The organism is Pseudomonas sp. P39-UII1 (genome assembly GCF_039672635.1).
GTDB lineage: Bacteria > Pseudomonadota > Gammaproteobacteria > Pseudomonadales > Pseudomonadaceae > Aquipseudomonas.
In genome coordinates this window covers 1-13,551 of record NZ_JBDFPP010000018.1, presented here as the reverse complement: position 1 = coordinate 13,551, position 13,551 = coordinate 1, and the positions used below count along the sequence as shown (strand labels likewise).

General features: G+C 62.6%; 5 protein-coding genes. All 5 read right to left on the bottom strand.

The annotated features are described in order from the left end of the window. Positions 1 to 10 precede the first annotated feature (10 nt). The 5 genes from ABEH27_RS20025 to ABEH27_RS20005 all read right to left on the bottom strand — a co-directional run bounded on the left by ABEH27_RS20025 (position 11) and on the right by ABEH27_RS20005 (position 13,546). Positions 11 to 874, bottom strand: coding sequence for an ABC transporter ATP-binding protein (locus ABEH27_RS20025; RefSeq protein WP_346615226.1), 864 nt, complete (start codon positions 872 to 874; stop codon positions 11 to 13). A 6-nt stretch (positions 875 to 880) separates the two neighbouring features. After that, positions 881 to 1,900 (bottom strand): ABC transporter substrate-binding protein, encoded by a 1,020-nt coding sequence (locus ABEH27_RS20020; RefSeq protein ID WP_346615225.1) that lies wholly within the window; start codon positions 1,898 to 1,900, stop codon positions 881 to 883. A 17-nt stretch (positions 1,901 to 1,917) separates the two neighbouring features. Beyond that, a complete protein-coding gene (locus ABEH27_RS20015) occupies positions 1,918 to 2,817 on the bottom strand; it encodes a TauD/TfdA family dioxygenase (protein WP_346615224.1) in 900 nt (299 codons plus the stop codon). 222 nt (positions 2,818 to 3,039) lie between these two features. Continuing rightward, complete coding sequence (locus ABEH27_RS20010) at positions 3,040 to 3,381, bottom strand: tryptophan synthase subunit beta (RefSeq protein ID WP_346615296.1); 342 nt, start codon at positions 3,379 to 3,381, stop codon at positions 3,040 to 3,042. 154 nt (positions 3,382 to 3,535) lie between these two features. Beyond that, entirely contained in the window at positions 3,536 to 13,546 is a 10,011-nt protein-coding gene (locus ABEH27_RS20005) for an immunoglobulin-like domain-containing protein (RefSeq protein ID WP_346615295.1), read from the bottom strand. Between the last annotated feature and the right edge of the window lie 5 nt (positions 13,547 to 13,551).

The window sequence follows — 13,551 nt, the reverse complement described above, 5'->3', positions numbered from 1 at the left end:
CAAGCTCCTGTCAGTAGGCGATGCGGATATCGTTGAAACCCAGGTCAGCGGTTTGCTCCGGTGCCTCGGCTTCATCGAACAGCAGGCGATGGATGCGCCGAGCGCTGGCCTGGAAGTCACTGGCGCCGAGGCTGCCGAGGTCATACTGGTGGCTATGCACTTCGGCGCGCACCCGGCCTGGGTGGGGCGACAGCAGCAGGATGCGGTTGCCCACCACCAGCGCTTCTTCGATGGAATGGGTGACGAACAGCAGGGTAAAGCGCACTTCCTCCCACAACTGCAGAAGTTCTTCCTGCATCTTGCGCCGGGTCAGGGCGTCGAGTGCGGCGAACGGCTCGTCCATCAGCAGGATCTTCGGCTGGGTGGCCAAAGCTCGGGCGATGGCCACGCGGGCCTTCATGCCGCCCGACAGCGTGTGCGGGTAGGCGTCGGCGAAGGCGGCCAGGCCGACCTTCTCGAGGTAGTGCAGGGCGCGCTCCTCGGCCTCAGCGCGCTTGAGCTGGCCCGAGACCAGCAGCGGGAACATCACGTTCTGCTTCACCGTCTTCCACGGCGGCAGCTGGTCGAACTCCTGAAACACCACGATGCGGTCAGGCCCCGGGCCGCGCACCGGCTGGCCCTCGAGCAGAATCTGCCCTTCGCGTGGCTCGATAAAACCGGCCACGGCCTTGAGCAGGGTGGATTTGCCACAGCCCGAGGGGCCCAGCAGTACAAAACGGTCGGCACGGTCGACTTCGAAGCTGACCTGGTGGGTGGCCCGCACTACGCGCTGCGCGGTGCGGTATTCGAGGCTCAGGTTGTCCACCTTGAGCAACGCCGGTGTTGCGACACGGCTCAGGTTGCTGGCCGTGTGGCCTGGCAATGGGGCGGTCATGGTCGGTCAGCTCCCCTGCAACGGGCGTTCATCCTGGAAGAAGTAATCCTTCCACGATTCCGGCTTGTGCTTGATGGCGCCTACCCGGTACAGGAAGTCGGCCAGCTTGTAGGTGTTCTTCGGCGTGACGGTGAACTCGTACTGCGGGTTGTCGATCAGCTTGATCAGCGCGTCGCGGTCGATCTTGGCCTTGGTCACGCGAATGTAGGTGTCGGCGGCGGCCGCCTTGTCCTTCTGGGCAAAGTCTGCGGCTTCTGCCAGCGCATCGACGAAGGCCTTGTAGGTCTTGGGGTTGTCGTTACGGAATTTCTCGGTGGCGAACAACAGGGTCGGCGAGTTGGGGCCCAGCAGGTCATAGCTGTTGAGCACCACGTGCACGTCCTTGTTGGCCAGCGCCTGGTCCTGGAATGGCGGGTTGGAGAAGTGCCCGTTGAGCTCCGTGCCGCCCGCCAGCAAGGCTGCGGTGGCATCCGGGTGTGGCACGGCCAGGGTGTACTTGTCGAGGCGGTTGAATTCCTTGTCGCCCCACTGCTGGGCCGCGGCGTACTGCAGGAAGCGCGACTGCACCGAAACGCCCACGGCCGGCACGGCAATCCGGTCCTTGTTGGAGATGTCGGCGATGGTCTTCACGTTGGGGTTGCTGCTGACCAGGTAGTACGGGAAGTTGCCCAGCGAGGCCACGGCCTTGACGTTCTGCCGACCTTTGGTACGGTCCCACACGGTCAGCAGCGGGCCGACCCCGGCACCGGCGATGTCCACCGAGCCAGACAACAGCGCATCGTTGATTGCCGCGCCGCCAGACAGCTGGGCCCAGTCGACCTTGATGTCGATGCCCTGCTCCTTGCCGTGCTTCTCGATCAGGTGCTGATCCCGCACCACGTTGAGCAGCAGGTAAACGATGCCGAACTGCTCGGCGATGCGGATTTCGCCTTCGGCGTGGGCCACGGTCGGCGCCGCGAGGCTACCAACGACCAGGCTTGCGCCCAGGCCGATACTCGCCGCCAGGCGGCTGATGGATTTGCGCATGATGGTTTCCTCAGTCGTCAGAACGGGGCATCGCCCTGGATGGTGGTGCGGAACAGTTTGCGCCGCAGGTGCGCAGGGCAGCCCGTGGCCAGGTGGATCAACGAACGGTTGTCCCAGAACACAAGGTCGTGGGGCTGCCATTGGTGGCGGTAGATGTTCTGGTCGAGCACGCTCAGGGCATACAGCTGCTGCAGCACGTCGCGGCTTTCATCGTCTGGCAGGCCGACGATGCGGGTGGTGAAACCTTCGCTGACAAACAGCGCCTTGCGGCCATTCTCCGGGTGGGTGCGTACCACTGGATGGATGACTTCCTGCACCTGCGCCAGCTGTTCGGCGGTCAGGGTCGGGCGCCAGCTACCTTCAAATTTGGTCTCGGCGTAACGGGCGGTGTAGGAATGCGCGGCATTGCGGCCCTCGACCACTTTACGCAGCGCATCGGGTACCGCGTCCCAGGCTTTGTGCATGTCGGCGAACAGGGTGTCGCCGCCTTCGCTGGGCAGTTCCTGGGCGTGCAGCATGGAACCGAGGCTGGGGAGCGGCTTGTACGACAGGTCCGAATGCCAGAACTTGCCAGCATCGCCCAGGCCGACGTTCTGGCCGTTCTCGATGATGTTGGAAACGATCAGGATCTCGGGGTGGCCGGCGAGCAGGAACTGCTTGAGCACATGGATCTGCAGTTCGCCAAAGCGGCGGCTGAAGCTGATCTGTTGTTCAGGGCTGATGCGCTGGTCGCGGAACACCAGCACATGGTGGTCGAGGTGAGCGCGATGAATACGCTGGAAATCCTCGGCGTTGACTGGTTTGGCCAGGTCCAGGCCGGTGATCTCGGCGCCGACGGCACCAGAGAACGGGCGGATTTCGAAGGTTTGCGGCTGGGCGCTGTCGATGGACGACAAGGCGTTCGAGGCGGCGGACATTTTTCACTCCCACGCAGTGCGCGACTTCAGGGCGCGCAACGATCAGAAACGCACGGGGTTTTCCCGTGTGGGTTCAAGTCGTGCGGCGCATCGATTGGTCGACGGGTACGCAGTGGGGGTGACTATAAAGTCATAAGAAAAATAGTTTAAATACCGTTAACGAATAACGATATGAAGGGGCGATTGCGCTGTTTTCGTGCTGGCCAGGCCGCGCAGCGGGTTTCAGATCAACCCGCCCTCCTCTTCGTCTTCGATCAGGTTGTTCAAGCTACCGAGCGCCTTGCGCGCCGTGGAGCGGTTGAGCAGCTTGGCCTGGGCGCCAGGTGGAAGGTCGGTAATGCTGAACACGCCCTTGGCAGTGAGGACCTCGATCAGGTCCTCGAGCACCCGGATCATGTCCAGGTCGCTCTGCTTGAGCTGCTTGAGGCTGTTCTCGACCACATCGTCGGCAAACCATTCCTGGATTTCGGCACTGTCGGCCGGAATGATTTCGGTGTGTTCTGCAAAGGCTGCAGGTTCTACCCGCAGCAAACGGCCCTCGGCGTCGCGTTGCACGTAGAACATGGCGTCGTCCCTCGTCACGATGATTCCTTGTTGGTAGACAGCAGCATAGGCAAAGTTCACCAGGCGTGACAGCCCGGCGCGTGAGTATGCGCTGCGCGAGGGTAGGAGAAAAGACCGCCCCGCGGTGGCCTGCTACGGCCACCGCGGGTAGGGGTCAGTTGTTGTCGACCTTGATGGTTGGGTCGGCACCGCTGATCAACGAGTTGATCGTGGTGTTCGACCAGTTGACCCCTTCCAGCTTGATCGAAACGTCGGCATTGGCCAGGCCACCGGCGGCATTGAGCTTGCCTTCAGTGCTCACCTGCAAGGTCGAGGAGCCATCGACGGTGGTGATCTTCAGGAAGTTGTCGATGGTGCTGGCCTTCTCGCCCTGCAGCAGGTCGCGCAGGTCGAGGCGGTCACCCTCGCTGACTTTGAAGTCCTTGATCACGTCATTGCCGATGTCGCCGGCCTTCCACACAAAGGTATCGGCACCGCTGCCGCCGATCAGGATGTCATTGCCCTGGCCGCCAATCAGCGTGTCGTTGCCACTGCCGCCCAGCAGGATGTCATTGCCTTTGCCGCCGTCGAGGGTGTCGTTGCCACCCTGGCCGAAGATGATGTCATTGCCTGCACCCCCCATCAGCGCGTCGGCGCCGTCGTTGCTGCCCGAAACATCGAACTCGGTGTAGTGCTCGCTGATGTACTTGTGCATCGCGCGGGCATCCACATCACCGGCCTCCACGCCCAGCTTGTTGGCGACGTAGCCCTGGATCGCCTCGACACCCGTGCCGGCCACCGATGGGAAGGTCAGCAGGTCGCCAAAGATGATGTCGTTGCCGTCACCACCGTTGACCGTGTCGTCACCCGGCTTGGTGACCTCGGTATGGCCGAGAATCGCGTCTGCCAGCTTGCTTGGGTCGATGTTGGTCTGCGGCTTGCCATCGGAGTCGAACGGCTTCAGGTCGCTGGTGTTGACGTCGTTGTTGAGGCCGATGGCCTCGACGTTGGACAGGCCCGACAACAGTTTGAAGCTGTCGACCGAGTTGTTGTAGGTCGCGTTGTTGGTGCTGCTGCCGGTGCCCGCCAGCGATGACAGCTCGTAGGTGCCATCGCCCTGGGCATGGATGGAGTACGAACTGTAGTTGTACCAGCTGTTTCCGTACTTGTACTGGACCGCCATGGAGCCATCGGCGTCGATGTTCACCCGGGTACTGCTGTCCACACTGCCACGGTAGACCACATCGCCCATCTTGTAGTTGATCGACGACAGGTAGGTATCCAGCGTGACGTTGCTGTAGCCCAGTTTCGGGTTGGTCTGCTCGCCAGTCTGGTAGTAGGTCGGCTGGCCGTCGGTAATGAAGTACGTCTGGTTACCGCCCGTGCTGCCAGCATCCTTGAGGCTCTGGAACCAGTTTGCGGTGGTCTTGAAGGCATCTTCGTAGTTGGTGCCGCCATTGGACTTCAGGCCGTTCAGCGCATTGAGCAGCGTCTGCAGGCCGGCGTCGTTGAGGGTCACCGATACGCTGCTCTTTACCTGGGTCGCGAAGTCGACCAGCAGGATGTTCACCGTACCCGACTGCGAGCCCTTGACGCTCGCCGCCAGGGTCTTGAACACCGACTCCAGCGAAGACTTCGCCGCACTCACGCCCGACGAGCCCATGCTGCCAGAGGTGTCGACAATGAAGGCGATGTTGTAATCCTGCCCCGGCACCACATGCAGACCGCTGACATCGGCAACGACAATATCGTTGCCATCGGTGCCCGCGACCGTGTCGTTGTCAGACGACAGGTTGCTGGTGGTGTAGCTCTGCGGGTAGACCGTGACCTTGATGCTGCCTTCGTTGGTCGCGGTGCTGCCGCCAACGCTCTCGGTGGAGGTGGAGGTGACCTTCACGTCGAACTGGCCGGCGTAGTAGGCCGGCGGCTTGATGGTCAGGCTGCCCAGGTTCCAGCCAGTGACATCCACCGCGCTGGAGCCGACGGTGAAGGTATGGCCTGCGTTGTCAGCCAGCACCGAGCCTGCCGGGATGCCACTGAGCTTGACGCTCAGGCTCTCCGAGCCGTCCGTGTCGGTCAGTGCGGTGCTGATGCTCACCAGCTTGACCGGTGCGCCGTTCTCGCCACCTTCGTTGAGCTTGTAGCCGTCGTAGTAACCCTGGCCATTGCTGCCGTGCAGGTCGGACACCGTCACCCCGGCGCCGGCCAGCGCAGAGAGGTTCGGGTACATCGGGATGTTGGCGCTGTTCAGGTCGGTGACCGCACCGTTGCCCACTTTGATGTTGACATCGAGGCTGCCAGGGCCGGCCTGGTTGGCGTTGTAGATCTCCAGCGTGTAGTAGCCGCTGGTGGTCGGCGTGAAGCTGCCCGAGATGCTGCCGCTTGCCGAGCCCCAGGTCGCGCCGGCGACGTTCTTGCCGCCGATGACGATCTGCAGGCTGTCGTCGGCGGTGCCGCTGAAGGTGTAGGTCTTGCCGGCTTCCAGGTAGATCAGGCCGGACGTCTTCGAGCCCGTGCCCGGGGTGACGGTGGCCGAGGTGTCGACCGTGGTCACCTGCTCGCTCTTGCTGGCGCTGCCGGAGTTGGCGAACACATTCTTCAGGGCATCGCCAGTGATGCCGTTGCCGTTCGTGCCCAGGCCGTTGAGGCTGGTCCAGGTTTCCTTGGTCAGGCCGAGCGAGTTGACGTTGTTGTTGCCAATGCTCAGGTCCGGCTTGTCGGCGACCGGCGTGATGTCGACCTTCAGCGTGGCTTCGCTGCCTGCATCCTTGCCGTCGGTAGGCTTGTACTTGATCTGCGCATAGTCAGCCTGCTTGTTGCCCACGCCGTTGCCGCCATAGCCGTCCACACCGGACTGGTTGGCCACCGGCACGAACTTGAGCTTGCCTGCGGTAATGTCGGCTTGGCTGATGGTCTCGCCGGCTTTCACATCGACCCAGCTGGTGCCGTTGAACAGCTTCAGGGTGCCAGCGTCCGGCAGCTTGGTGATGGTGACGCCCAGGCTGCTGATCGGCGAGTCGACGTCGCTGACGTTGAAATCATTCCAACCCAGCACCAGGTCGGTGTCCTCCGTACCGGTGACGGCACCACCCGTGGTGGTTGGCGCGTCGTTGACGGCGATGACATTGACCGTGGTGGTCGCGGTGTTCGAGGTGTTGACGCCATCAGTCACCGTGACCGTGATGACCCGCGGCGTGGTGCTCGGGTCTTCACTGGTGTTGATGAAGGTGATGTTCTTGATCGCCTGGATGTAGTCGGCCAGCGAAGCGGTGCCGCTCAGGGTCAGCACCACTTTACCGTCGGTGCTGTTGGCGTTGATCGAGATGCCGTTGACGCTGTTGCCCAGGTTAAGGGCATCGCCTGGCTGACGGTTGGTCAGGGTCACGGTCGCGCCGGTCAGCATCGAGCTGTCGAAGTCGGTGATCGAGACATCGATATCGCCGATCGACACGCCGCTGCCTGGCTGGTTTTCGGTGAAGGTGGTCTGGTAGTCGGCGCCGGTCTTGCCGCTCGAGTCGTTGGCGTCCAGGTCCAGCACCGGGGCCGGCTCGAAGATCTGCGTGGTAACGCTGCCAGCGCTGCCACTGATTGCCAGGTTCTCGAAGTTGCCGCCGGTGGCGGAATCGATCTTGACAGTGAACTGCTCGGTGCCCTCGGTGACGTTGTCCTTGATCGTCGGGATGGTGAAGTTGGCCGAGTTGCTACCGGCCTTGATCGTGACGGTGGCAACGCCCGTGAAGTCGACGCCATTGGTGGCGGTGCCGGTATAGGTCAGCTTCACCGTTACATCGGTTTGTGCATTGTTGCTCAGGGTCACGGTATAGCTGGCGTTACCGCCTTCGGCTACGGCCGTGGTGCCACCGATGCTCAGGGTGGTGGTCTGGATGGTGTCGGTCACCGTCGTGACGGCAGCCGAGTTGCTGACAGCGAGGTTTTCAAAGTTGCCGCCGGTAGTACCGGTGATCTTCGCCGACACATCACCGGCATCGATGTATACATCGTCCGCCGGTGCGGCGACGATCACCGAGCCCGACGTCTTGCCTGCGGCAATGTTGATGGTCTGGCCATTGCTCAAGGTCACGGTCATCGCCGTACCCGCCGGGTTGCTCAACGTGGCGGTATAGGTGATCTGGCCACCCTCGGCGACTGTCGGCGTGGCGCTGAGCGTCAAGTTGGTCGTGTCGATGGTGTCGGTGACCTTGGTGACAGCGTAAGCGCCGTCAACTGCCAGCAATTCGAAATCGCCGCCAGTGCTGCCGTCGATCTTGACCTGAACCGACCCTGCATCGATGTAGGGATCATCGCCAGGTGCGTTCAAGGTGATGCTGCCTTCAGTCTGGCCTTTGGCAATGGAGATGGTCTCGCCATTGCTCAACTTGATGGTCATGTCCGACCCGGCCTTGTTGGACAAGGTAGCGGTATAGGTGATCTTGCCGCCTTCGGCGACCGTCGACGTGGCGCTGAGGACCAGGCTTGTGGCGTCTTTGGTGCCCGCTACATCCGTTACGGTGGTTGACGGGGTGCCGGTGGTGACAAGCTTCTCGTAGTTGCCGCCATCGACCTTGGTGATGCTGTTGGTCAGCGGGGCGTTGGTGTTGTAGACGTTGTTCGGCGCGGTGAAGTTGACCGAACCGGACGACTCGCCGACGCCGATGGTGATGCTCTGGCCGTTGGCCAGCGTTACCACCAGCGGGCTGCCGGTGACTGGGGCACTGACGGAAGCGGTGTAGGTGACCACGCCGCCTTCCACGACCGAAGCATTGGCAGTGAGGGTCACTGTCGACGTATCGATCGTGTCGCTGACGTTGGTCACGGCTTCGGCCGGGTTGACCGCCAGCTTCTCGAAGTCACCGCCGGTGGTGCCTGTAATGGTGGCTTTGACCTGGCCGGCATCTTTGTAGACGTCATCAGCCGGCGCCGCGACCGTTACCTGGCCAGAGGACTGGCCGGCAGCGATGTTGATGGTCGCGCCGTTGCTCAGGGTCACGGTCATTGCCGTACCCGCCGGATTGCTCAAGGTGGCGGTGTAGACAATCTGACCGCCCTCGGCAACATCGCCGGTGGCGCTCAGCACCAGATTGGTGGTGGCTTGGGTCGCTGGGCTGTCGGTGACGCTGGTTGTGGTGTTGCCAACAGAAACCAGCTTCTCGTAGTTGCCGCCATCGACCTTGGTGATGCTGTTGGTCAGCGGGGCATTGGTGTTGTAGACGTTGTTCGGCGCGACGAAATTGACCGAGCCGGAGGACTCACCCACGCCAATGGTGATGCTCTGGCCGTTGGCCAGGGTGACCACCAGCGGGCTGCCGGTGACCGGCGCGCTGACGGAAGCGGTGTAGGTGACCACGCCACCTTCCACGACCGAAGCATTGGCGGTCAACGTGACCGTGCTGGTGTCGATGGTGTCACTGACGTTGGTCACAGCTTCGGCTGGATTGACCGCCAGCTTCTCGAAGTCGCCGCCGGTGGTGCCGGTGATGGTGGCTTTGACTTGACCAGCATCCTTGTAAACGTCATCGGCTGGCGCCGCGACCGTTACCTGGCCACTCGTTTGACCGGCGGCGATGTTGATGGTCGCGCCGTTGCTCAAGGTCACAGTCATTGCCGTGCCCGCTGGGTTGCTCAGCGTGGCGGTATAGACGATCTGCCCGCCCTCGGCGACATCGCCGGTGGCGCTCAGCACCAGATTGGTGGTGGCTTGAGTGGCCGGGCTGTCGGTGACGTTGGTTGTGGTGTTGCCAACAGAAACCAGCTTCTCGTAGTTGCCGCCATCGACCTTGGTAATGCTGTTGGTCAGCGGGGCATTGGTGTTGTAGACGTTGTTCGGCGCGGTGAAGTTGACCGAACCAGACGATTCACCGACGCCGATGGTGATGCTCTGGCCGTTGGCCAGCGTGACCACCAGCGGGCTGCCGGTGACTGGTGCGCTGACGGAAGCGGTGTAGGTGACCACGCCACCTTCCACTACCGAAGCATTGGCGGTCAACGTGACCGTGCTGGTGTCGATGGTGTCACTGACATTGGTCACAGCTTCGGCCGGGTTGACCGCCAGCTTCTCGAAGTCACCGCCGGTGGTGCCAGTGATGGTGGCTTTGACTTGACCAGCATCCTTGTAAACGTCATCGGCTGGCGCCGCGACCGTTACCTGGCCACTCGTTTGACCGGCGGCGATGTTGATGGTCGCACCGTTGCTCAGGGTCACAGTCATTGCCGTGCCGGCTGGGTTGCTCAGCGTGGCGGTGTAGACGATCTGGCCGCCTTCGGCGACATCGCCGGTGGCGCTCAGCACCAGATTGGTGGTGGCTTGAGTGGCCGGGCTGTCGGTGACGCTGGTTGTGGTGTTGCCAACAGAAACCAGCTTCTCGTAGTTGCCGCCATCGACCTTGGTAATGCTGTTGGTCAGCGGGGCATTGGTGTTGTAGACGTTGTTCGGCGCGGTGAAGTTGACCGAGCCGGACGACTCGCCGACGCCGATGGTAATGCTCTGGCCATTAGCCAGGGTCACGACCAGCGGGCTGCCGGTGACCGGCGCGCTGACGGAAGCGGTGTAGGTGACCACGCCACCTTCAACGACTGAAGCATTGGCAGTGAGGGTCACTGTCGACGTGTCGATGGTGTCGCTGACATTGGTGACGGCTGCGGCTGGGTTAACGGCCAGCTTCTCGAAGTCACCGCCGGTGGTGCCAGTAATGGTGGCCTTGACCTGGCCGGCATCTTTGTAGACGTCATCGGCTGGCGCCGCGACCGTTACCTGGCCACTCGTTTGACCGGCGGCGATGTTGATGGTCGCGCCGTTGCTCAGGGTCACGGTCATTGCCGTACCCGCCGGATTGCTCAAGGTGGCGGTGTAGACGATCTGGCCGCCTTCGGCGACATCGCCAGTGGCGCTCAGCACCAGGTTGGTGGTGGCTTGGGTCGCTGGGCTGTCGGTGACGCTGGTTGTGGTGTTGCCAACAGAAACCAGCTTCTCGTAGTTGCCGCCATCGACCTTGGTGATGCTGTTGGTCAGCGGGGCGTTGGTGTTGTAGACGTTGTTCGGTGCAACGAAGTTGACCGAGCCGGACGACTCGCCGACGCCGATGGTGATGCTCTGACCGTTGGCCAGCGTGACCACCAGCGGGCTGCCGGTGACTGGGGCACTGACGGAGGCGGTGTAGGTGACCACGCCACCTTCCACGACCGAAGCATTGGCAGTGAGGGTTACTGTCGACGTGTCGATAGTGTCGCTGACATTGGTGACGGCTGCGGCTGGGTTAACGGCCAGCTTCTCGAAGTCACCGCCGGTGGTGCCAGTAATGGTGGCCTTGACTTGACCGGCGTCTTTGTAAACGTCATCGGCTGGCGCCGCGACCGTTACCTGACCACTCGTTTGACCGGCGGCGATGTTGATGGTCGCGCCGTTGCTCAAGGTCACGGTCATTGCCGTGCCGGCTGGGTTGCTCAGGGTGGCGGTGTAGACGATCTGGCCGCCTTCAGCGACATCGCCAGTGGCGCTCAGCACCAGGTCAGTGGTGGCCTGGGTGGCCGGGCTGTCGGTGACCGTGGTGGTAGGCGTGCCCGCAGTTTCGAGCTGCTCGTAATTGCCGCCTTCGACCTTGCTGATGCTGTTGGTCAGCGGGGCATTGGTGTTGTAGACGTTGTTCGGCGCGGTGAAGTTGACCGAGCCGGAGGACTCGCCGACACCGATGGTGATGCTCTGGCCATTAGCCAGGGTTACCACCAGCGGGCTGCCGGTGACCGGGGCGCTGACGGAAGCGGTGTACACCACGGTACCGCCCTCGACCACGCTTGGAGTGGCGGTCAGGGTGACGGTCGACGTGTCGATGGTGTCACTGACGTTGGTGACAGCTTCAGCCGGGTTGACCGCGAGCTTCTCGAAGTCGCCACCGGTGGTGCCGGTGACACTTACTTTGACCTGGCCGGCATCTTTGTAGACGTCATCGGCTGGCGCCGCGACGGTCACCTGGCCAGTGGTCTGGCCGGCAGCGATAGCGATGGTCGCGCCGTTGCTCAGGGTCACGGTCATTGCCGTGCCGGCTGGGTTGCTCAGCGTGGCGGTATAGACGATCTGACCGCCTTCAGCGACATCGCCGGTAGCGCTCAGCACCAGGTTGGTGGTGGCCTGGGTGTCCGGGCTGTCGGTGACCGTAGTGGTCGGGTTACCTGCGGTTTCAAGCTTCTCGTAGTTACCACCCGACACTTCACTGATGCTGTTGGTCAGCGGAGCATTGGTGTTGTAGACGTTGTTTGGCGCGGTGAAGTTGACCGAACCGGACGACTCACCGACGCCAATGGTGATGCTCTGGCCGTTGGCCAGGGTCACGACCAGTGGCGAACCGGTCACCGGCGCCGACACCGAAGCGGTGTACACCACGGTACCGCCCTCGACCACGCTTGGAGTGGCGGTCAGGGTGACGGTCGACGTGTCGATGGTGTCGCTGACATTGGTCACGGCTTCGGCCGGGTTGACCGCCAGCTTCTCGAAGTCGCCGCCGGTAGTGCCGGTGACACTTACTTTGACCTGACCGGCGTCTTTGTAGACGTCATCGGCCGGTGCGGCGACCGTTACCTGGCCTGCGGTCTGGCCGGCCGCGATGTTGATGGTCGAGCCGTTGCTCAGGGTCACGGTCATCGCCGTACCGGCTGGGTTGCTCAGCGTGGCGGTGTAGACGATCTGCCCGCCTTCGGCGACATCGCCGGTGGCGCTCAGCACCAGGTCAGTGGTGGCCTGGGTGTCCGGGCTATCGGTGACGGTGGTGGTCGGGTTACCTGCGGTTTCGAGCTGCTCGTAATTGCCGCCTTCGACCTTGCTGATGCTGTTGGTCAGCGGAGCGTTGGTGTTGTAAACGTTGTTCGGCGCGGTGAAGTTGACCGAGCCGGACGACTCGCCGACGCCGATGGTGATGCTCTGGCCGTTGGCCAGGGTGACTACCAGCGGGCTGCCGGTGACCGGTGCGCTGACGGAAGCGGTGTAGGTGACCACGCCACCTTCAACGACCGAAGCATTGGCGGTCAACGTGACCGTGCTGGTATCGATGGTATCGCTGACGTTGGTCACAGCTTCGGCTGGATTAACCGCCAGATTCTCGAAGTCACCGCCAGTGGTGCCAGTAATGGTGGCTTTGACTTGACCGGCGTCTTTGTAAACGTCATCGGCCGGTGCGGCGACCGTCACCTGGCCAGTGGTCTGGCCGGCGGCGATGTTGATGGTCGAACCGTTGCTCAGGGTCACGGTCATCGCCGTACCCGCTGGGTTGCTCAGCGTGGCGGTGTAGACGATCTGCCCGCCTTCGGCGACATCGCCGGTAGCGCTCAGCACCAGGTTGGTGGTGGCCTGGGTGTCCGGGCTGTCGGTGACGGTAGTGGTCGGGTTGCCCGCAGTTTCGAGCTGCTCGTAGTTGCCGCCATCGACCTTGGTGATGCTGTTGGTCAGCGGGGCGTTGGTGTTGTAGACGTTGTTCGGTGCGGTGAAGTTGACCGAACCGGACGACTCGCCGACGCCGATGGTGATGCTCTGGCCGTTGGCCAGGGTTACCACCAGCGGGCTGCCGGTGACCGGGGCGCTGACGGAAGCGGTGTACACCACGGTACCGCCCTCGACCACGCTTGGAGTGGCGGTCAGGGTCACGGTCGACGTGTCGATGGTATCGCTCACGTTGGTGACGGCTTCAGCCGGGTTGACCGCGAGCTTCTCGAAGTCACCGCCAGTGGTGCCGGTGACACTCACTTTGACCTGGCCGGCGTCTTTGTAGACGTCATCCGCCGGTGCGGCGACCGTTACCTGGCCTGCGGTCTGGCCGGCCGCGATGTTGATGGTCGCGCCGTTGCTCAAGGTCACGGTCATTGCCGTGCCGGCTGGGTTGCTCAGGGTCGCGGTGTAGACGATCTGCCCGCCTTCAGCGACATCGCCGGTGGCACTCAGCACCAGGTTGGTGGTGGCCTGGGTGTCAGGACCGTCGGTCACGCTAGTAGTCGGATTACCTGCAGTGTCGAGCTGCTCGTAGTTACCGCCTTCAACCTTGCTGATGCTGTTGGTCAGCGGAGTGTTGGTGTTGTAGACGTTGTTCGGCGCGGTGAAGTTGACCGAACCGGACGACTCACCGACACCGATGGTGATGCTCTGACCGTTGGCCAGCGTGACCACCAGCGGGCTGCCGGTGACCGGGGCCGACACCGAAGCGGTGTACACCACGG